The organism is Desulfovibrio piger (assembly GCF_900116045.1).
GTDB lineage: Bacteria > Desulfobacterota > Desulfovibrionia > Desulfovibrionales > Desulfovibrionaceae > Desulfovibrio > Desulfovibrio piger_A.
In genome coordinates this window covers 1,874,326-1,894,904 of record NZ_LT630450.1, presented here as the reverse complement: position 1 = coordinate 1,894,904, position 20,579 = coordinate 1,874,326, and the positions used below count along the sequence as shown (strand labels likewise).

Genomic DNA, 20,579 nt, shown 5'->3' with positions numbered 1-20,579 from the left:
CACCCCGTCTGTTCAGCGTTTTCCTCTGGGCATAGGGTGTGTTCTCTCCAGATGCTTCTGGATGGATTCATACACTTCAGCCTGAATACAGGGAGATGCTGATGGCGACCAAAAAATTATCACCGCAAGAAGTTGCCGACATGTACGGCGTGAAGACATGCACACTGGCCCGCTGGCGCTGTAAAAAAGTTGGCCCGCGCTACGCCAAGCTCGGCAGCCGTGTCATGTACGACATAGAAGACCTTGAAGACTGGTTTGCGTCACGCTGCGTCCATACCAGAGATTCCGCCCCTCAATTGAGGAAGCGATAATGAGCGCCGACATTCTGCACAGTTTTGCCGAGTGTCTGCGTGCAGCGGGGCTGGAGATCGAGGTCGTGCAGGCCGACGGCCTCCTGCACCGCTGTGGCACAGCGGACCGGCCCCATCGCAGGGACGGCGCGTACAAGGCGTTTCTGGATACTCCGGCCTCCATCTGGTGGAAAAACTGGCGCACCGGCGATGAAGGTACATGGACATACAAGCCAGAAAAAGAACTGACCGCCGCCGAACGGGATGCCCTGCGTGAACGCATCCGGGCCATCAAAGCGCACAAGGAAACCGAGCAGAACCGCCGCTGGCAGGCCGCCGCCAAACTGGCCGCGAGCATCTGGAACTGTTCCCGAAACGCCGGGGACGACCATCCCTACCTGCAACGGAAGGGAGTCCCGGCCATCGGATTGCGCCGGACAAAAGACGGGCGTCTGATTATCCCTGTTCTGAACCAGTCCGGCAGGATACAAAGTCTGCAATTCATCCTGCCGGAACAAACTGCCGAGGGTACGGACAAGTTCTTTCTCAAGGGAGGACGCACGGCGGGAGGCTTCTTTTCCTTTTCCACCGAAGACAGGAAGAAAGACGGTCCCCTGCTGATTGCCGAGGGGTATGCTACAGCGATCAGTCTTCATCTGGCGACCGGTTATGCATGTCTTGTGGCCTTCAACGCCGGGAATCTGAAAGCCGTGGCCGTCATGGCCAGAGAGAGGTATGCAAAGCGTGAAATCATCCTCTGTGCCGATAACGACACGGAGACACAAGGGAATCCCGGCAAGAAGATGGCCTCTCTGGCGGCTCAGGCCGTGGGCGGCAAGCTGGCCGTCTGCCCGGTTCATGAAGGCAAGGCGACGGACTTCAACGACCTGCACCGGCTGCGTTCTCTTGAGGCTGTCCGGGCCGTTGTGGAAGAAGCGCGAAAGCGGGATGACGACTGCCCCATGCCGGAAGGCTTTTTTCTGGTGAAGGAAGGCAGACGCGCCGGGCTGTACAAGCTGGAGACCAGATCGGACGGAGACAGTCAGGAAATCCGGCTTGGTCCTCCGCTTCTGGTCAAAGGCATGACGCGGGGAGCTGACGGCAACGAATGGGGTCTGATGCTGGAATGGATTGACCCGGATGGCAACAAGCACGCATGGGCCATGCCCGTGGAAATGCTGTTCCGGCAGGGAAACGACTGGTACAGCATACTGGCCTCCGGCGGGTGGTTCGGCAATCCGTCCACCCGGTCGAAGCTGGCGGCATTTCTGTCCACGGTCCGGCCCCTCCGACGGATACGCTGTGTTTTGCGCACGGGCTGGCATGAATCCGTCTACGTGCTTCCCGATACCGTTTACGGCGTAACAGAAGAAGACACCGTGCTGCAATCCTCGCAGCATGGCGGCTTGTACCGTACATCTGGAACGATGGAAGGCTGGCGGGAGATAGCGGAATTGTGCGTCGGCAACTCCCGTCTCAGTTTCGCGTTATGCGCGGCCTTCGCCGGGCCTTTGCTTCGCCCGGCCGGTCTGGAAGGCGGCGGCTTCAGTTTTGAGGGAGGCTCATCCTCCGGCAAGACCACGGCCCTTCAGATCGCCGCCTCCGTCTGGGGCGGTCATGAACATGTCCGAAGCTGGCGGGCTACGGACAACGGGCTTGAAGGCATCGCCGCCCTGCACAACGACAATGTGCTGATTCTGGATGAAATGGGGCAGGTCAACGGACGTGTTCTTGCCGAATGCGCCTACATGCTGGCCAACGGACAGGGCAAAGGCCGCTCGAACCGTGAAGGCGGAATTCGCCGTTCCCAGAACTGGCGTCTGCTCTTTCTCTCCAGCGGCGAACTGGGGCTTTCCGACAAGCTGGCCGAGAACGGTCTGAAATCCAGAGGCGGGCAGGAAGTGCGTTTCGTGGGGCTGCCTGTGGACTCGTCCATGCTCACCAGCCTGCATGGTCTTCCCGATGCCGGAGCCGTGGCCAATCGTATCAAGTTGCTTGCTTCCGAACATTACGGTCATGCGGGGCATGATTTTCTGCAAAAGCTGACGAAGGTCGAAACCCTGAACGCCGTCCGGGCGGAAATCGGCCCGGCAATGGCCGATGCCGTCAGGCATCTTGTCCCCGAAGGCGCTGACGGACAGGTACGACGTGTGGCCATGCGCTTCGCCCTGTGCGGCATGGCCGGAATGCTGGCCCTGCGGCTGGGCATCCTTCCCGAAAAGCTGGACGTATTGAACTGCATCGAAATCTGCTTCCGGGACTGGCTCACGGCAAGAGGCGGAACCGGAGCTTCCGAGGATACCGCCATCCTTTCCACGGTACGGCTGTTCATCGAACGGCACGGCGCAAGCCGCTTTCAGGATTTGGATACGCAAATGTCCACCTGCATCAACCGGGTGGGATTTCAGCGTACTCGCAACGGCACGACCGAGTATCTGATACTTCCGGAGAGTTTTCGGGCCGAAGTCGTCAGGGGATACGCAGAGGCAAGAGCTGTGCGTGTTCTGCGTGAAGCTGGATGGTTACGCACTCCTTCTAAAAACAGACTGAAACATCAGGAAAGGCTTCCTGGTCTAGGGCGCGTGCGTGTCTACATTGTTTGTTTGCCTGATGACCCGGATGAAGAAACTGCTCCTGCCTTGCCTGATTGAGCGGTGACAGTGGTGACAATGGTGACAAACCTACAGCCGCAAGGGGTTACGCCTGTCACCACTGTCACCATTGCATATTTGAGTGGTGACAGCCGAAAAGCATTGCCATTGCTCGATTGTCACCACTGTCACCGTTGTCACCACTGAAAATGAGTAAAGGGAAAAAACCATGTCCTACCTCGTACTCCACATGGACAAATTCAAGAAGGAGGCCATACGCGGCATCCAGAGTCACAACCGGCGGGAACGGGAGAGCCACAGCAACCCCGATATTGACTACGACAGGAGCGCGGCGAACTACGAGCTGCACGAAGTCGCCTCATCGAACTATGCCGAGGCCATTCAGAACCGCATTGACGATCTCCTGCTGGTCAAGGCCGTGAGAAAGGACGCCGTGCGCATGTGCGGGCTTATCGTCACCTCGGACAAGGCGTTTTTTGATGCTCTCACGCCGGAGGAAACAAGGCGTTTCTTTGAGGAGAGCAAAGCCTTTCTCACGGAATTTGTGGGCGCGGAGAATGTCGTTTCCGCAATGGTTCACATGGATGAAAAGACGCCGCACATGCACTTCCTTCATGTGCCGGTGACGCCGGACGGAAGGCTCAACGCCAACAAAATCTATACCCGTCAGAGTCTGCGGAAACTGCAAGCCGGGCTTCCCGCCCATCTGCAAAGCCGGGGCTTCGTCATTGAACGCGGCGTGGAACAGACACCCGGTTCCGCGAAAAGGCATCTGGATACCCGCGAGTTCAAGCAGCAACAGGAAGCTTTGGAAAAATTGATTCAGGAATCCGAAGAGACTTCCCGAAATTCACGGCAGCTTATCAACGCATTGGAACAGCGTGAGGAAGAGTTGAGAAAGAGCATTGAAGAGTATGAGCGGCAGGCTGAGGAAGCGGAAAAGGTGCTTCGGGAGGAGACCGAACTACCGAAAGCCTCTTTTCTCAATTATCCGTCCGTGCTGAAAAAAGCCTCTTCCCTCATTGAAGAACTGAAAAAGGCGCTTGCCGTCAAACACCTTGTCCAGACGGAGAAGGAAATCCTGCAACGGGAAGTGGATACCCTTCGCGGAAAACTGACGCGGCTTGAAGCGGGATACACGGCCCACAGAAAACAAAGCCATGAGGAAAAAAAGGAGCTGGAGAATCAGTTGAAGAAAATGAAGAGAATCATGGCGGGCTATCGGGAGTTTTTGCTTCTGCCGGAAATCCGGCCGCTGCATATCGAGTTCGTGGAGCGCAGGCGCGCCGAACAGCTCCAACGTCAGCAGGAAGAGGAACGGCAGCGGCAGGAGCAGGAAGCGCGGGACAGGGAGCGTCGGCAGGCGCACTCCACCCGTGGCATGAGAATGAGGTGAGGCGTCGGGGGGAAATCTTCGCACAGGCCGAAGATATAGCCCACTATGCTTCACTTGCGTGAAGCGTGGGCGACCGTCCCGCTCGACCGGAAAGACAAATCATCAATCCGGGGCATGGCCCCGGCGAAACACTGGAGGAAGCTTCATGACCATCACCGTCACGCAGCTGAAGGAAATCAGACAGGAGTTTGCGACACTCAAACCCGCTTCTGTCACGCTGGACGGGAATCGAACCATGTCCATGAAGGAAGCCGTCTTCGCTCTGGCCCCGACGCTGGAGCGAATGAAGAAGCGCGGCTTCGACACACAGGAGATTGTCGAGCGCTTGCACGAAAAGGGTATTGAGGTGAAACCCCAAACCCTGACCAAGTATCTGACCGAAGCCAGACGGCAACGGGAAGGACGAAAGGCAAAGAGGCAAGACACACCCCCGCCGCCTCCGAAACGCGAACAACGCTCCAGCTTCATTACTCCTGATATACCCGATGATGAACTGTGAACAAGAATCCATTGAGAGGAGAAACCATTATGGCAGGAGCTTACGGATATATTCGCGTATCCAGTACGGATCAGAACGAAAGCCGTCAGCGCATCGCCCTTGAGCGGCAGGCCATCCGGTCAGACCGCATTTTCATGGACAAACTGTCGGGCAAGGATTTTCAGCGCCCGCAGTATCAGGCCATGCTCAAAAAGCTCAGAGCCGGGGATCTGCTCTGCATTACGAGCATTGACCGGCTGGGCAGAAACTATGAGGAAATTCTGGAACAGTGGCGGATAATTACCAAAGAGAAGCGCGTGGATATCCTCGTTCTGGACATGCCTCTGCTTGACACCCGGCGCGACAAAAACCTGCTCGGTACCTTTATTGCCGATCTTGTTTTGCAGGTACTTTCCTTTGTGGCTCAGAACGAACGGGAGAATATCCGTAGCAGGCAGGCCGAAGGTATCGCTGCAGCCAAAGGGCGCGGTGTGCGTTTTGGACGCAAAATCAAACCCCTGCCGGACAACTTTCTGGAAAATTGCGACCTCTGGCGCAATGGCCAAATCTCAGGGCTGGAAGCGGCCAAAAGATGCCGAATGCCTCAAAGCACCTTTTACCGGAAAGCTGGACGGCTTCGGGAAAATGACGCTAATAGTGTCTAACACGGACGTCCGATTCGGACATTGCTGACAGCCGGAACCATCAGTGATTATGGCGGTGCGGCATATCTCTTGCCAACTTTGCCTTCAACTCGAATGCTTCTTGCTGACAGGTGCTATGATGCCGGATGGATTCGCAGTTTTTTGAAAAATCGGGGTTGCACTCCCTGCATTCCTTCTCGGAAAAATGCCAAGAGTCAGGAATATTACGACAAAAAACAATATCGCCAGCGTCACAAGATAGAAAATATGTTTTCCCGGCTGAAGGATTGGCGTCGCATAGCCACGCGCTATGATTGCTGTGCTCACACATTCCTTTCAGCAATTCACCTTGCGGCTATCGTTATTTTTTACCTTTAATGAGTCCTGAGCCTACAAGATGGCCGCCATTCTGGACAAGTTCCCGAAGCTCCGGGTTTGCGCCGCGCATCTGGGGGGCTTCCGGCAAAGGAAGTACGCGCTGGACGTGCTGGCCGACCGCAACGTCTGGATGGACACGTCCTCCTGCATGTAGGAGATCGACGACGACACCCTGCGCGCCATCCTGCGGCGGCACCCGCGCGAAAGGCTGGTCTTCGGCACGGATTACCCCATCATGGACCCGCAGGACGAGATCGACGCCCTCCAGCGCCGCACCCGCTTCACGGACAGCGAGCTTGACGAGCTGCTCATGAACGGATCGGCCATGCTTTTTGGCTGAGCCCGGCCCCTGCGCTTTCGTCCACGGGCGGTTGCGCGGGAGGGGCCCGGCCCCGTGGACGGCAAGGCCCCGTTTCCTGCCGGGAACGGGGCCTTGTTCTGCGCGCCTTGCGGAGAAGGGGGGATCAGTCCTGCGGGGCTGCGAGGCGGGCGCCGATGCAGCCCACGAGGATCAGCAGCATGAAGCCGGCCTGGGGCAGGGAGATGCGGTCTTGAAAGAAGAGCATGCCGCCCACGGCCACGCCGATGGAGCCGAGGCCGGTCCACAGCGCGTAGGACAGGCCAGCGGGCAGGAAGCGCATGGCGTAAGACAGCAGGCCCATGTTGAGGAAGCTCAGGACAATGGGGATGAGGGCGGCAACAAGGGGACGGGAGGTCGTGGGAGCCCATTTGAGGCTCAGGCCCCAGATAATTTCCGTGACGACTGCGGTGCACAAGGCAAGCCAGGGCATGGGGATACTCCTTGCGGCTTACGTGGTGAGCGCGGGCATGCGGAAGCCTGAAGATCATGCCCGCGTTCCTCCGCAAGGAGGGCGCATGTCGGCTTTCTACCATCCGGGGCATCCCGTGGCAAGTCCTAGGGGCTGTTTCTAAAAAGTTTATTGCAGCCAAATCAGACAGGCCGCTAACATGACATTTGCCCGGAATGTCGCGGCCAATTTTTCATAGCGGGTTGCAATGCGTCGAAATGACTTGAGCTTTGCAAAAAAGCATTCGACCAGATGACGCTCCTTGTACACATGGGCATCATACTCCCGCTGATGACGTCTGCATTTTCGGGAGGGAATAACCGCTTCCATCTTTTGTTGCCGTGCCTGCTCCAGCACTGCATCGCTGTCATAGGCACGATCTGCAAGGAGCTTGTCCGCGGACAAATCCACAAGCAATTCTCCGGCGGGTACCGTATCGTTTACGTTGCTAGGCTCAGGACTCATTATTTCCAACGACGTCAAAAAAGGATAAGTATGGATATGGAGGTTTCTATGTCCACTCTTTTTTACCTTTCTTCCGCTCAGATGGATGTCATTCGCCCTTTCTTTCCTCGTTCAAGAGACATTCCCAGAAGGGACGATCAAAAAATTATCAGTGAATTATCCATGTTCTCAAGTTCGGTCTCCGATGGAAGGATGCTCCAAAAGAATACGGCCCCTATAAAACTCTTTATAACCGTTTTGTCAGATGGAGTAACATGGGCGTCTTCGAAAAGATTTTTACGGCTCTTTCCGAAAGTACCCAGGACACATCCCTTCTCATGATTGATGCTACCTGTCTGAAAGCTCACAGAACTGCCGCAAGTTTGAGAAAAAAGGGCTTCCTCTCGCTGTATCGGACGCACAAAAGGAGGATTGAACACCAAATTACATGTAGTCTGCGACTTCGACGGACGTTCAATTCGGACATTGCTGACAGCCGGAACCATCAGTGATTATGGCGGTGCGGCATGTCTCTTGCCAACTCTGCCTTCAACCCGAATACTTCTTGCTGACAGGGGCTATGATGCCGGATGGATTCGCAGTTTTTTGAAAAATCGAGGTTGCACTCCCTGCATTCCTTCTCGGAAAAATACAAGAGTCATGAGTATTGCAACAAGAAACAATATCTCCAGCATCACAAGATAGAACACATGTTTTCCCGGTGAATGACTGGCGTCACATAGCCATGCGCTATGATCGCTGTGCTCATACATTCCTTTCAGCAATTCACCTTGCGGCTATCGTTATTTTTTACCTTTAATGAGTCCTGAGCCTAGATAATGCCGCTGACGACACGCCTGTCATCGACTCTCGGAATGCCATGGGAACGAGGAAAGTAGCATTTGATACGAGCAATCTGTTCATGAGAAAGATAAAAAAGTTCCTTCATGGCATCCTCCCTATGCCGACAATAAGGACTTCTTATTTTTTTGGCAATTAATGAGTCCTGAACCTAGGAATGGGGTAAGACGCGCCCTCAAGTGAGTTACTGTCTCAGCGAGAAGAGCACAGCCCGGAATACCCCTCCGGTATGTTTCCATTGGACGCACCGCAAGCGTCAGCACTTATCTTCCCCTTTTGGTTAGAAATAGGTTAGAAAAATGAAAAGGCACTTACGGTTAGAAAACTGTAAGTGCCTGATTTTCTTGGTTGCGGGGGCAGGATTTGAACCTACGACCTTCGGGTTATGAGCCCGACGAGCTACCGAGCTGCTCCACCCCGCGACGCGGTAGCATTCGCACGTCATCCGTGCGAGAAGTCCTTTTTAGCTAAAAGCACCCTGCCTGTCAACAAAAAAATTATTTTTCGGCAATTTTTTTTTGCCGTTCTTCGCCGCTCTGCCTGAAAGACGTCGCATCTTCATGAAATAGCTCATATTTTTTCATGAGTGTGCCCTTGTCGCCTCTCTGCGCATCCAGAGCGGCAGCAGGCAGAGCAGCAGGGCCGCTGCCGTAAGGTAGGCCGCATCCATGCCCCAGAGGCCCTGCACGCCATAGGCCAGCACCGGGCCCGCGGCCGCGCCGCAATCCACGATGAAGGCATAGGAGGCCAGCGTGTGCGTGGGATGGCCGTGCTGCTCGGCCGTGTCCGAAGCGGCGGCATCGGAGAGGGTGCCCAGGCCCGTGGCGCAGAGCTGCGAGCAGAGCAGCAGCGGCAGCCACAACGGGGCGGGCAGGGACAGGGCCACCAGGGCCAGCGCGCAGGCGCCGCCGCCAAGGCAGGCGCACAGCACCGGGCCCCGGCCGCGCGGGCCGTCGGAAAGGCGGCCGAACCACGGCGCCAGCCAGGGTTCCCAGAGCCAGCGCAGGGCCTGCAGCGTGCCGGCCAGGGTGGCGCAGCCCATGACGAGGCCGCCGGCCAGGGCCAGTTCGCCCACATGCAGGGCCACCATGCGGCTCAGGGTGGCGGCGTAGATGCCCTGGAAGACCAGGGCCACCAGCAGCCCCGTGATGAAGATGCGCCGCATGCCGGGCTGGCGCAGGTGCAGTCCCGACAGCAGGGATGTGGCCGCCCGGCTCGCCGCTCCGGTGGCGCGGCTGCTGCGGGGGATGCGGGTCAGGGCCAGCGGCAGGCCCGTCAGGGTCAGGGCCCCGAAGAGCAGGGCCACGGTGGGGAAGCCCAGCAAATCGGCCAGGAGGCCGCCGCCGATCATGCCCAGCAGGCTGCCCAGGCGCACGAGGCCGTTGTAACTGCCCATGAGATAGCCGCGATTGTCCTTGCGCGAGGCCGCCATCAGGGCGAACAGGGAGCCGAGGCGCAGGAGCGTCCAGGCCAGTCCCCAGAGGCAGCGCAGCAGCAGCCAGAGAGCGAAGCATCGGGCCACGCCGTACAGCAGGGTGGTCGAGGCGGCCAGCACCACGGCCAGGGCCATGCCGGTGCGCTGGTCGATGCGGGTGTAGAGCAGGCGCACCAGCGGGTTGAGCGGCAGACGCACCAGGCGGTTGACGGCCAGCAGCACGCCCACCTGCCAGAGCGCGGTCAGGCCGCATTCCTGCCAGAACAGGGGCAGGGCGATGTAGAGCATGGTATCGCCGGTCAGGCAAAAGGCCGAGACCACGGCCATGCTGCGGGCCAGGCGCCGGGCCGCGGCGTCATCGGGGCAGGACGGGGAGGGGGCGTTCATGGGCCTGTCCTGTGGCGCGGGCTCAGTCCGGGCGCCGTGCCAGTACGGCCACGGCCAGCCGTGCCAGCAGTTCCAGGCCCCGGGGCAGGACGCGCTCGTCAAAGGTGAAATGGCTGGTGTGGTGCCCGTCGGGCCTGTCGGCGCCCAGTTGCAGATAGGCCGCCAGGCCGCCGTCCTCCTGCACCTTGTTCATGAACCAGCCAAAGTCCTCCGAGGCCCAGAAGTCGGCCTTGCGGCGCACCTCGCGGAAGGTGCCCATGTCCCGGGCCGTGCGTTCCACCAGATCCACCAGCTCGGGGCTGGACATGGCGCCCGGGCAGTGGCTCTGGCAAAGAAAGCGGCTGCGGCAGCCGTGCATGCGCGCCGCGCCGTCCACCACGCGCCGGGCCTCGGCCAGCATGTAGCCGTTGATGTCCCCGTTCTCGCCGCGGGTCTCGCCGCGCAGCCAGGCCCGGGCCGGGATGATGTTGGGGGTCTCGCTGACGTGCATCTCGCCCACGTTGATGCGCGAGGCGCCCTGACCGTGGCGGGCGATGGCCAGCAGATTGGTCACGGCCGTACAGGCGGCCAGCAGGGCGTTGCGCCCCTCGTGCGGGGCCAGCCCGGCATGGGCGCTCTGGCCGGTGAAGAAGACTTCGAAATTGGTGGTGGCCAGGAACTTGTCCGTACCGCAGACCAGATCGCCGCTGCGGCTGGCCTGCATGCTCAGGTGCAGGCCGAACAGGGCCCGGACGCCGTCCACGGCCCCGGCGGCCACCATGCCGGGCGCGCCCTCGCCCTCTTCCTCGGCAGGCTGGAAGATTAGGCGGATGCGGCCGCTCAGGCTGCGGGACAGCTCGTTCCGCAGGCCGCCCAGCAGCCGGGCCAGCTCCATGCCCAGGGCCACATGGCCGTCGTGGCCGCAGGCATGCATGCAGCCTGCATGACAGGAGGCGAAGCCCTGCGCCGCGGGGACGTGATCCGGGTCCGCGGCTTCGGTGATGCCGGTATTGGCGTCCATGTCGAAACGGAAGGCCACCAGCGGGCCGCGTTCGTCTTCGGGGGTGCCGGGAGCGTCCAGATCCAGATCGCCCCACAGGCCCGTGAGGCCCCCGGCCATGCAGGCCACCAGACCGGGATCGGCGCCCTCGTTGAGGGCCCGGCCGCTCTGGGCCGCGCAGAAGGCCGCCTCGGGCTGGCGGGGGCGGGCCGAGGGGCGCAGGGCGTTGGCCCCCAGGGTGAGCCGGAAACCGGCTTCCCGCAGGGCACGGGCCGCCATCGAGGCGGTCAGGTATTCGCCCCAGGCCGGTTCAGGATGGCGGTGCAGATGGCGGCGCAGGGCCGTCAGTCGCGGGCCGGCTTCCCCGGCCTTTCGTCGGATCTCCTCCGCAAGACGTTCCATGGGCATCTCCTTTGACGCGGCGCATTGCCAAGGTCGCCCGCACAGGATATATGCCGGAGATACGTTCATGCAAGCCGCCGGATGCCTCATGGCGGTTTTCCATTTTTCACGAGGGACCTATGCTCACCCTGATTCTCGCTATCGGTGTCGCTGTCGTCATCTCCTTCACCTGCTCCCTGACGGAGGCGGCCCTGTACGCCGTGCCCTGGTCGGCCATCGAGAAGATACGCAACGACGGCAGGCCCGTGGGGGAAGTGCTCTTCCGTCTGCGCAGCAATGTGGAAAAACCCATCGCCGCCATCCTGACCCTGAACACCGTGGCCAACACCGCGGGCTCCGCCGTGGCGGGCGCGGCCTTCATGGCGGCTTTCGGCGCCGAATACATGGCCCTGTTCGCCGCCGGGTTCACGGTGCTCATCCTGGCCTTCGGCGAGATCGTGCCCAAGACCCTGGGCGTGGCCTATGCCACCTCCATCGCCGTGGTGCTGGCCCGGCCGCTGGAAGTGGCGGTCAAGCTGCTGACCCCGGTCATCTGGCTGACGGGCCTGCTGACCCGTTTGCTGACCCCGCCGTCCAACGGCCCGGACATCTCCGAGGACGACATCCGCGCCGTCACCAGCCTGTCGCGCCAGGCCGGGCAGATCAAGGCCTATGAGGAGGCCTACATCCGCAACATCCTGGCCCTGGACCAGAAGCGGGTCTACGACATCATGACCCCGCGCACCGTGGTCTTCTCCCTGCCCGAAGACATGACCGCCGCCGAGGCCTACAAGAACCCGCGCCTGTGGCATGTGAGCCGCATCCCCGTCTACGGCGAGGACAACGAGGATCTGGTGGGCCTGGTGGACCGCCGCACCATCCTCCACTGCCTGCTGGAAGAAAAAGGCGAGACGCCGCTTTCCGCCATCATGAAGCCCCTGCACTTCGTGCTGGAGAGCCAGACCCTGGACAAGCTGCTCAAGGAGCTGCTGCACTCGCGTTCGCACCTGTTCGCCGTGCTCGACGAATACGGCGGCCTTGCCGGCGTGGTGACGCTGGAGGACGTGTTCGAGGAGATGCTTGGCAGCGAGATCATGGACGAGAGCGACAGCGTGGCCGACCTGCGCCAGATGGCCCGGCAGCGGCGCCAGGCCCTGCGCGCCGCCGGTCTGCTGGAACAGCAGAAAAAGGAAAAACAGGCGGGACAGCCCCGGTCATGACCGGGCGGATAACGCCTTTGTTCTCCTGATGGATTGATGTGATGACGAAGCCCCGGCCCCGCCGGGGCTTCGGGCGTTTGGGGCAAAAAGGGCTTGAGGGGAGGGAGGACCCCTCTGCTGGCGCGAGAGCGGTCCTCCCTCCCCTCAAACTCCCCGCCCTCTCCCCAGCGCGCTTTGCCAGGGGATGGGGATGAAGGCGTGGGACGCGCGGAGGATACGTTCCGCATGCCTGTGTCAGAGAGGGAAAGGGCAGGGAAACGCTGTCTTCGGGCATCGCCAGCAACGCGCGACCGAATGGCGGCCAGGCCGTGCCCGTTACGACGAAGGAAGTTACGGGCATCGCCAGCAACGTGCGACCGGATGGCGGCCAGGCCGTGCCCGTTACGACGAAGGAAGTTACGGGCATCGCCAGCAACGCGCGACCGAATGGCAGCCAGGCCGTGCCCCGTCTTTTACAGATACGGCGAGAACAGCCAGCAGGCGGCGTCACGCAGCTTGAGGATCAGGGGGCGCTGCTTCAGGTCCTTCAGGGTCACTTCGCGGCTGCGGGCCATGGTCATGTCCATGTGCAGGGCCATGGCGGTATGGAATTCGGGGTCGAAGACCTCCATGTTCAGCTCGAAGTTCAGGCGCATGCTGCGGGCGTCCAGGTTGGCGGAACCTATCTGGCAGTAATAGCCGTCCACAGCCAGCAGCTTGGTGTGGGCAAAGGGCGGCGGCTGGAACCATACGCGCACGCCCGCTTCCAGCAGGACGGGCAGCAGGCGGAAGGTGGCCCAGTGGACGAAGGGCAGGTTGTTCTTGCCGGGCAGGACCACCCGCACGCTGACGCCCCGCTGGGCCGCGCTGCGCAGGGCGGCGATGAGCTCGTGCGACGGCAAAAAATAGGGCGTCATGATGCGCACCGTATGCTGGGCGCTGCCGATGATCCCGCAGTACAGGTCATTGAGCGGGTCGGCCTCGGTGCCGGGGCCGTCCAGCACCATGCGGCACAGGCTGTCCCCGGACATGATGTTGCTGCTGGGCGGCAGGTCGCGCTGGTCGAATTCGCCGGTGGCGAAGCCCCAGTCCAGCAGGAAGGCCCGGCGCAGCTGGTCCACGATGGGGCCCTCACAGCGGAAATGCAGGTCCTGCACGCCGCCGGGATGTTTGCCGAGGACGTGGTTGTCGGCGATGTTCATGCCGCCGGTGAAGGCCGTATCGTCGCAGACGAGCAGCTTGCGGTGGTTGCGCAGGTTGATGCTGAGGCTGGGCGGGAACAGGCGGGGCGGCAGGAAGCGCGCCAGCTTGCCGCCGGCCCTGGGGATGCGCTTCCAGGGCTTGCGCAGCGAATAGACGGCACCGCCGAAGCCGTCCACCAGCAGGCGCACGTCCACGCCGCGCCGGGCGGCATGGCACAGGGCCTCGGTGAAGCTTTCGCCCACGCTGCCGCCGCGGAAGATGTAGGTGGAGAGGAAGACCTGCCTGCTGGCCCGGTTGATGGCGCGCAGCATGGCCGGGTAGGCCTCGTTGCCGTTACGCAGGGGCAGGATGCCGTTGCCGTTGCACAGGGTCTGGCCCGTCAGGCGGCGCCCCAGGACCTCCAGGGGCCACTCCTGCGGCGGCGCGATGGCCGTGCGGTGGCAGACGACCTCGGGATGGTGGGCGTAGTCGGGTTCGATGGCGGCCATTTTGCGCATGAGGCGGGCCGCCAGGCTTTCGGCACGGCTGATGCCGAACAGGCAGTACAGCACGATGCCGACGCCCGGCAAAAAAAGGACCGTCACGATCCAGCCCAGCGCCGAGCGCGGATCGCGCTTGTGGAGCAGGGCATGGCAGACGGCCCCCCAGGACAGAAGGTGCGCTGTCACAAGGCCTAATGTTCCCAGTGTCAGCACGGCGGATCGCTAGCGGCGCACAGCCAGCAGCGGGATGTCGGTATTGCGCAGCACGCGCTCGGTGATGGAACCGATGAGCATGTCGGCCAGGCCGTCACGGCCGTCGGTATACATGACGATCATGTCCACGCCTTCTTCATGGCCCACGGTGACGATGGTATCGGCGGGCAGGCCTTCACGCACGATGCAGCGGCAGGCCACGCCGTCCTGTTTCAGCGCTTCAGCCAGCGGCGCCAGCAGGGTCTCGCCCCTGGCGGCATCGGAGCGTTCCAGTTCGGTATGGGCGGCACCGCCCACCAGCTTGGGCAGGGCTTCGGTCACATGCAGCAGGATGATCTCGCCGGAGCACAGGGTCCTGGCATGGCGCAGGGCCCTGGAAGCGCGTTCGCCGGAATTTTTGCCGCTCACGGGCACGAGGACACGTTGGTAGATCATGTGGGCTCCTTGGATTGGGATGATTGCCCAGGAGGGCATTTCAAAGAAGCATTTTCGCACGACAGGACGATTTGTGCAAGGTCTGCCGGGATGCGGCCGCAAAAAAGCCTGTTCCGGGGGAACAGGCTTTGTGGAGGCGATGGTGCGGCAACGGCCTACTGGCGGACGACCAGCACGGGCAGCGGCGTGCTGCGCAGCACATGCTCGGTGATGGAGCCGAACAGCTTGTCGGCCAGGTCGTCATGCCCGTCCGAGAACATGACGATGGCTTCGGCGTCCATTTCCCTGGCGGTCTTGACGATGGTCTCGACGGGCAGGCCGTGAAGGATGACGGTCTGATGGGCGATGCCGGCATGGTCCAGTTCAGCCGCAAGAGGCGCCAGGAGGGCTTCGGCCTTGACGGTGACGTCCTGCTTGTCGCTCGTGAGGTTGGGCATGGGGGAGCCCACGCTGGGCGCCACAGCATGCAGCAGGATGATCTCCCTGGGATCCAGCTTCCTGGCCTGGCTCAGGGCCTTGAGGGCACGTTCTCCGGAATGCTTGCCGCTCACGGGCAGAAGGACACGTTCGTAACTCATGTGGACTCCTTGCATAAAATAAGAGATGGCCCTTGTGGGCGTGGAAGGTCCAGTCTGGCACGACTTGTCCCTTTGTGCAAGAGGGGCTGTCACCGCCTTTCGCGCCGGGGCCGGGAGGCAGCCAGGCCGGCCCGCGGGACCGGCCCCGTCAGGACCCCAGGGAGATGCGGTGGCGTTCCACCGCCGTGGCCAGTTCGGGCAGCAGGTCGGTCACGGCCTGCAGGTCCTTGGCGCGTCCGGCGCTCTCCACACAGCGCGCCATGCGGCCCAGTACCCGGAAACCGTAGCTTTCGGCCTCGGCGGCCAGACGCCCGGCGGCATCGGCCACCAGATGCAGGCGGCGCTGTTCCAGGGCATAGCCGGCCTCCGCCAGATATTTGTCCATGCGCCACATGAGGGCGGGCAGCGGATCCTCGGGATCGTCCGGCGGCTGGGGCCGCTGGGGCATGGGCGGCACGGGCACGCGCGGCGCGGGGGCCGCGGGCCGGGGAGCTGTCCGGCGTTCGATCCAGGGGTTGGCCGCGGTCGGGATCTCTGCCGCGGCCTCGGGCGACTTTTGCTGCGGTCCTTCCTTTTTGGGGATGGGACGCGGGGTGCCCTGCCGTTCCTGCACGGTCGCGGCAGGGGCCTGCGGGCCCTTGTCCTCCTCCCTGTCGTCCCGGGGCTGGCTGCTCCCCGTGTGGAAACGGGAAAGGAAGCGCATCAGGGTATTGGCCGCCGCCCTGGTCCGGCTGGTCTCCTCCCGGCCGCTGGCAAGGAGGGTGGTGCTGTCCGGCGTCATGTCCGGCAGGCTGGAAACGTCCTTGCTGCCGGGCACGGCATGGGGCGCCTCTTCCACAGGAGCGCCGGGGAAGGCGGGCTGCGTGCCGGCGGCCGGGCCGGAGCCGGGGCCCTTGCGGGGCGGCGGCGTGATGAGGGCCGATTTGTCCGTGGGCACCAGACTGGGCTTGCCCAGTTTGCGGGCGATCTCGTCCGGGCTGACGTCCCGTCGCAGGGGACGGACCGTGACCACGGTCTCCACCGGGGCGGACGCCGCTTCCTCCCGCCGGGGGACAGGACGGCTGACCGGTGTGCCGATGGGCATGGGCTCGCCCACCCATTCACCGGCATGGCGCAGGCTGGGGCTCACATAGCCGCTGGCAAGGGGACGCGCCGCATCGGCTGAAGGGAAGGCCGGAGCGGGCCGGGGAGCCTCGGCGGCTTCGTCCTGCGCGGGGCTCGGCATGTCAGCGTCGGCCCCTGTTTCCGCAACGGCTTCCTCCGTGCTGTCCGCTGCGTCAGAGGAGGCAGCGGGGCCATCGGCCGGAGCGGCGGCATCCGCCGTTCCCTGCTGCGGCAGGGCCTCTTCCTGCGGCGCTTCGGCCGTCGGAGCTTCTTCTTTTTCTTCCTCCAGCGGGGCTTCCTGTGTCGCCGCGTCATCCATTGCCGCCACCGGCACGGACGGGAAGTCCGGTGCCGTGGGCGCGGGGGCCGGGCCGTCGTCTTCGGCCGCTTCGGGAGCGGCGCCGTTTTCCTGCACAGGGCTGTCCGCGGGCGCAGGCGCCACCGGCTGCGCATCATCGGCCGCCGATGCTTTGGCAGCTTCCGCACGCACATCGCGGTTCTGTCGGTCGTCAGCGGGCAGGGGCTGTTCGGCCTCAGCCTCCTGGGCCGGGGCCGGGAAGGCCGGAGCGCTCGGAGGCACCTCGGCGGCTTCGTCCTGCGCGGGGCCCGGCATGTCAGCGTCGGCCCCTGTTTCCGCAACGGCTTCTTCCGTGCTGTCCGCTGCGCCAGAGGGGACAGCGGGGCCATCGGCCGGAGCGGCGGCATCCGCCGTTCCTTGCTGCGGCAGGGCCTCTTCCTGCGGTGCTTCGGCCGTTGGAGCTCCTTCTTTTTCTTCCTCCAGCGGGGCTTCCTGCGTCGCCGCGTCATCCATTGCCGCCACCGGCACGGACGGGAAGTACGGTGCCGTGGGCGCGGGGGCCGGGCCGTCGTCTTCGGCCGCCTCGGGAGCGGCGTCGTTTTCCTGCACAGGGCTGTCCGCGGGCGCAGGCGCCACCGGCTGCGCATCATCGGCCGCCGATGCTTCGGCAGCATCGGCACGCACATCGCGGTTCTGTCGGTCGTCAGCGGGCAGGGGCTGTTCGGCCTCAACCTCCTGGGCCGGGGCCGGGAAGGCCGGAGCGCTCGGAGGCACCTCGGCGGCTTCGTCCTGCGCGGGGCCCGGCATGTCAGCGTCGGCCCCTGTTTCCGCAACGGCTTCTTCCGTGCTGTCCGCTGCGTCAGAGGAGGCAGCGGGGCTATCGGCCGGAGCGGCGGCATCCGCCGTTCCCTGCTGCGGCAGGGCCTCTTCCTGCGGCGCTTCGGCCGCCGGAGCTTCTTCTTTTTCTTCCTCCAGCGGGGCTTCCGGCGTCGTCGCATCATCCATTGTCGCCACCGGCACGGACGGGAAGTCCGGTGCCGTGGGCGCGGGGGCCGGGCCGCCGTCTTCGGCCGCTTCGGGAGCGGCGTCGTTTTCCTGCACAGGGCTGTCCGCGGGCGCAGGCGCCACCGGCTGCGCATCATCGGCCGCCGATGCTTCGGCAGCTTCCGCACGCACAGCGCCGGACTGTTCGTCATCAGCGGGCAGGGGCTGTTCGGCCTCAGGACGGGCGGTCTGCGCGACAGGGGCGACAGGGGCATCACGGCGCATGTCGTCCGTCAGGCTGAGGGGCGCCGCCGGAGCCGCCTCCGCCCCGGCAGATGCCGGAGCAGCGAACAGATCCGGCAGGTCTCCGCCTGTCGCGGCCTGTGCGGCCGGGACCGTCCGCTCCGGCATGTCATCGGTGGACAGGAGCAGGTCGGGCATGCCCTGGTCTGCCTGGGGGGCGGCCACAGGGCCGAACAGGTCGGGCAGAGGGGCGTCGGCCTGCCTGGTCTCGGGCAGGGGCGCGCCGAGGTCGGCCACATCGTCATGGCTGCCCAGGATCTCCAGCACGGTCTCGCGCAGGGCGTCTTCCGAGACGGGCAGGGTCAGGGCATGGCTGAAACCGGCGTTGGCCAGCTCATCCCACTGGCTCTGGTCGGGGGTCAGGGCCACGGCCCCGAAGGGGCCTGTCCTTTCGGCAAGGCCGTGATAACGGCGCAGCATCGGCGCGGCTTCCACAGAGGCCTCGGGACCGCAGACCAGCAGCACCGTGGCCGGTGTCCCGCCCCTGCGGGCCCCGGCGGCCAGTCCGTGGGCCAGGGTGCCTGTCTCGCGGCAGGTGCAGGGCAGGTCGCGCAGCATGGCGCCCAGCTCGCGACGGGTGGCGGCATCGGGAGCGCAGACCAGGACCGTGGGCAGGTCGTCGGCAGACGCTTCCGGGAGCTGCAGCTGCAGGGTGAAGATGACGGACGTGCCGCGGGGGCCGCTCTCCACGCCCAGGAAGCCGCCGTGGGCCGAGGAGAGTTCCCAGATGCGGGCCAGGAGCGGCGCGGAGCGCTGTTCCGGGGGCAGGCCCGTGCCCGTGTCGCGCACCTGGAAGAGCAGATGCCCGGGATGTTTGCTGTCCGGTACATGGCGCACGGCAAAATGGACCTTGCCGCCCTTGCTGGCCCGCACGGCATCCTCCAGCAGCAGACGGAGCGTCTCCTCCAGGTCCCCGGCGGGGCCTTCGTAGCGCTGTTCGAGGTCGGACGGGACATGCCAGCCCAGGGCGATGCCGGATTTTTCGGCCAGCGCGCGGCAGTGTTCATGCGTTTTTTGCAGCATCCGGCGCAGGTCGAAGGCGCGCGTTGCGGCGCGGGCGCCGTCCGTGGGGGCCGGTGCCGCAGGCGCGGCGGCATCACCGGCCGGGTCGTGCAGCAGACGCAGGGCCTGCCGGGCGCGGCGTCCCATGCCCTCCACACGGGAACGGACATCATGCGGCAGGGAGCATTGCTCCAGCTGGCGGTTCTGTTCCACGAGCTCGCGCAGGGGCACGGCAAGGGCCTGTTCCAGACGCCGGATGGCCGTGGCGGAGGCGCTGTCGGCCTCCACGGTGGCCGGCGCGGGAGCAGGCTGGCTGAGGCCGGTCATGAGCGGCAGGGTGTTGCCCTCGGTATCCAGCAGGCGCAGGTTGGGATCCGTGATGGTCTGGCTCTGGGCGGAGCGGTCCGGTGCCGGGGGATCGGCGGGCCCGGCGGCGGCCGTCTCCGTTTCGCGGCCGGGGGCGCTCATGCCCGCGATGATCAGGGCGCTGAGGGCCGTCCCCCACAGGGGCAGGGTGCCCTGGACGAAGGGCGGGAGCAGGGTCCCGAAATCGAGGACGGCCAGACCGGCCCCCAGCGCGGCCACAAGGCAGCCCAGCAGGAAGCGGCGGGCGCCCGGTACGCCCATGAGCCAGGCACCGAGCGTGGTGGGCACGAAGATCAGGGCCAGCATGGGCCAGAGCGGCAGATAGCGGCCCATCCAGCTGAAGTCGGGCCAGAGGGGCAGCAGGGCCAGCACGGCGCCGGGCAGGGAGAGCAGCAGGTACTGGATGTCCAGCAGACGGGAATGGCTGGGGGTCTGCATCAGGTGCCGGGCCAGATGGGCCAGGAACATGAGGGCCAGGCCGGGGGTCATGGCGCTGACGGCGTCGGCGGGCGTGATGTTGCCGGCCCCCAGATCCGGCCCGCCCAGCACGGCATGGGTCAGGGCGGCGCCCACATACAGGGCCGTCCAGAAGCGCCACTGGCCGCGCTCGGTGATGCCGCGCAGCAGGGCCAGCAGCATGACCACGGCCAGGGCCAGCATGACGCCGGGGCCGAGCAGGCTTTCCGGCGCGTCCGCCAGATTGTCCAGGCTGCGCAGGGTGGGCGCGAACCAGAGGGGCGGCTGCCCGTCCAGGCGGATATAGCAGATCTGCGGCGTTTCGCCGGGCAGGGGCAGGCAGAGCAGGTTGCGCCAGTTGGCCCGGTCCTCCTGCCAGGTTGTCTGGCGGGAAAGGGGGTCGATGCCGGGCGTGTAGAGGACGGCCCCGGCCGGGACGCCCTGGCCGAGGTCGAGCACCAGGGGGGCGGGACGTCCCGCCCCGGCGGCGGGGATCTCCAGCCGCAGCCAGGTCACGCCGCTGCTGCGGGGCAGGGTCCTGGGATGCAGGGGCCGGAAGGAGGACAGCATGCCCGGTGCGGCCACTTCTTCCACGCTCCTGTCACCGTCCGTATCCAGAAAAGCCGAAAGGTAGGGCAGGATGTCCAGCTGTCCCGCTGCGCTGCCCCGGGGCGTGGCGGAAAGGTCCGCGGGCAGGGCGGGCGTGGGCGCGGATGCCGGGGGCGGTGTCGGGACCGCCGGACAGGTGGCGGCCAGGGACAGGACGAGCAGGAGCGGGATGACGATCAGGGCCAGCCGGCGGGAGGCGGCCTGCGTGGGAAGAAGAGGGTGCGTCATGCTTTTTTACCTTGAGGGGCGCCTC

Annotated in this window: 15 protein-coding genes, 1 tRNA gene and 3 pseudogenes; 9 read left to right on the top strand and 10 right to left on the bottom strand. The window is 64.0% G+C overall.

Annotated features, from left to right (window positions below):
• The first annotated feature begins 101 nt into the window (after positions 1 to 101).
• From DESPIGER_RS08635 to DESPIGER_RS12940, 7 genes and pseudogenes are all read left to right on the top strand, one after another.
• Positions 102 to 311, top strand: coding sequence for a helix-turn-helix transcriptional regulator (locus DESPIGER_RS08635; RefSeq protein ID WP_072335615.1), 210 nt, complete (start codon positions 102 to 104; stop codon positions 309 to 311).
• Positions 311 to 2,941 (top strand): DUF927 domain-containing protein, encoded by a 2,631-nt coding sequence (locus DESPIGER_RS08630; protein WP_072335612.1) that lies wholly within the window; start codon positions 311 to 313, stop codon positions 2,939 to 2,941. Before DESPIGER_RS08635 ends, DESPIGER_RS08630 begins: the two co-directional genes overlap by 1 nt.
• Positions 2,942 to 3,131: 190 nt before the next feature.
• Positions 3,132 to 4,298 carry a MobV family relaxase gene (mobV, locus tag DESPIGER_RS08625; RefSeq protein WP_231927554.1) on the top strand — a complete coding sequence of 389 codons (1,167 nt, stop codon included), beginning with the start codon at positions 3,132 to 3,134 and terminating at the stop codon, positions 4,296 to 4,298.
• Positions 4,299 to 4,443: 145 nt separating this feature from the next.
• On the top strand, positions 4,444 to 4,797 hold the full coding sequence (locus DESPIGER_RS08620; RefSeq protein ID WP_072335606.1) for a protein MobC: 354 nt from the start codon (positions 4,444 to 4,446) through the stop codon (positions 4,795 to 4,797).
• A gap of 29 nt (positions 4,798 to 4,826) precedes the next feature.
• Positions 4,827 to 5,441 carry a recombinase family protein gene (locus tag DESPIGER_RS08615; protein WP_072335603.1) on the top strand — a complete coding sequence of 205 codons (615 nt, stop codon included), beginning with the start codon at positions 4,827 to 4,829 and terminating at the stop codon, positions 5,439 to 5,441.
• 3 nt (positions 5,442 to 5,444) lie between these two features.
• A pseudogene (locus DESPIGER_RS08610) lies at positions 5,445 to 5,798 on the top strand (IS5 family transposase); the annotation flags it as partial.
• Positions 5,799 to 5,817: 19 nt separating this feature from the next.
• Complete coding sequence (locus tag DESPIGER_RS12940; RefSeq protein ID WP_144277378.1) at positions 5,818 to 5,952, top strand: amidohydrolase family protein; 135 nt, start codon at positions 5,818 to 5,820, stop codon at positions 5,950 to 5,952.
• A 310-nt stretch (positions 5,953 to 6,262) separates the two neighbouring features.
• On the opposite strand, the gene DESPIGER_RS08600 is transcribed toward DESPIGER_RS12940, so the two are convergent.
• Positions 6,263 to 6,589, bottom strand: a complete 327-nt coding sequence (locus DESPIGER_RS08600) for a DMT family transporter (protein ID WP_072335596.1) — start codon at positions 6,587 to 6,589, stop codon at positions 6,263 to 6,265.
• Positions 6,590 to 6,736: 147 nt separating this feature from the next.
• A complete protein-coding gene (locus DESPIGER_RS13430; protein WP_072335593.1) occupies positions 6,737 to 7,072 on the bottom strand; it encodes a transposase in 336 nt (111 codons plus the stop codon).
• A gap of 48 nt (positions 7,073 to 7,120) precedes the next feature.
• Here DESPIGER_RS13430 and DESPIGER_RS12650 point away from each other — a divergent pair.
• Positions 7,121 to 7,871, top strand: a pseudogene (locus DESPIGER_RS12650) (IS5 family transposase).
• Positions 7,872 to 7,886: 15 nt separating this feature from the next.
• Here DESPIGER_RS12650 and DESPIGER_RS13340 read toward each other — a convergent pair.
• The 4 genes and pseudogenes from DESPIGER_RS13340 to DESPIGER_RS08565 all read right to left on the bottom strand — a co-directional run.
• Positions 7,887 to 8,000 (bottom strand): annotated as a pseudogene (locus DESPIGER_RS13340) (IS5/IS1182 family transposase); the annotation flags it as partial.
• 257 nt (positions 8,001 to 8,257) lie between these two features.
• Positions 8,258 to 8,334 (bottom strand) — tRNA-Met (locus DESPIGER_RS08575).
• 158 nt (positions 8,335 to 8,492) lie between these two features.
• Positions 8,493 to 9,734, bottom strand: coding sequence for an MFS transporter (locus DESPIGER_RS08570; RefSeq protein WP_072335590.1), 1,242 nt, complete (start codon positions 9,732 to 9,734; stop codon positions 8,493 to 8,495).
• A 22-nt stretch (positions 9,735 to 9,756) separates the two neighbouring features.
• Entirely contained in the window at positions 9,757 to 11,115 is a 1,359-nt protein-coding gene (locus DESPIGER_RS08565; protein WP_072335587.1) for an amidohydrolase, read from the bottom strand.
• A 119-nt stretch (positions 11,116 to 11,234) separates the two neighbouring features.
• Here DESPIGER_RS08565 and DESPIGER_RS08560 point away from each other — a divergent pair, with 119 nt between their 5' ends.
• On the top strand, positions 11,235 to 12,314 hold the full coding sequence (locus tag DESPIGER_RS08560) for a CNNM domain-containing protein (protein WP_072335584.1): 1,080 nt from the start codon (positions 11,235 to 11,237) through the stop codon (positions 12,312 to 12,314).
• Between the two features lie 452 nt (positions 12,315 to 12,766).
• Here the strand turns inward: DESPIGER_RS08560 and cls are convergent, their stop codons facing one another.
• The 4 genes from cls to DESPIGER_RS08540 all read right to left on the bottom strand — a co-directional run bounded on the left by cls (position 12,767) and on the right by DESPIGER_RS08540 (position 20,554).
• Positions 12,767 to 14,164, bottom strand: coding sequence for a cardiolipin synthase (gene cls, locus DESPIGER_RS08555; RefSeq protein ID WP_156831669.1), 1,398 nt, complete (start codon positions 14,162 to 14,164; stop codon positions 12,767 to 12,769).
• A gap of 36 nt (positions 14,165 to 14,200) precedes the next feature.
• Positions 14,201 to 14,626 carry a universal stress protein gene (locus DESPIGER_RS08550; protein WP_173783294.1) on the bottom strand — a complete coding sequence of 142 codons (426 nt, stop codon included), beginning with the start codon at positions 14,624 to 14,626 and terminating at the stop codon, positions 14,201 to 14,203.
• A gap of 155 nt (positions 14,627 to 14,781) precedes the next feature.
• Positions 14,782 to 15,204, bottom strand: coding sequence for a universal stress protein (locus tag DESPIGER_RS08545; protein WP_072335578.1), 423 nt, complete (start codon positions 15,202 to 15,204; stop codon positions 14,782 to 14,784).
• Between the two features lie 148 nt (positions 15,205 to 15,352).
• Positions 15,353 to 20,554, bottom strand: a complete 5,202-nt coding sequence (locus tag DESPIGER_RS08540) for a 7TM diverse intracellular signaling domain-containing protein (protein ID WP_072335575.1) — start codon at positions 20,552 to 20,554, stop codon at positions 15,353 to 15,355.
• Between the last annotated feature and the right edge of the window lie 25 nt (positions 20,555 to 20,579).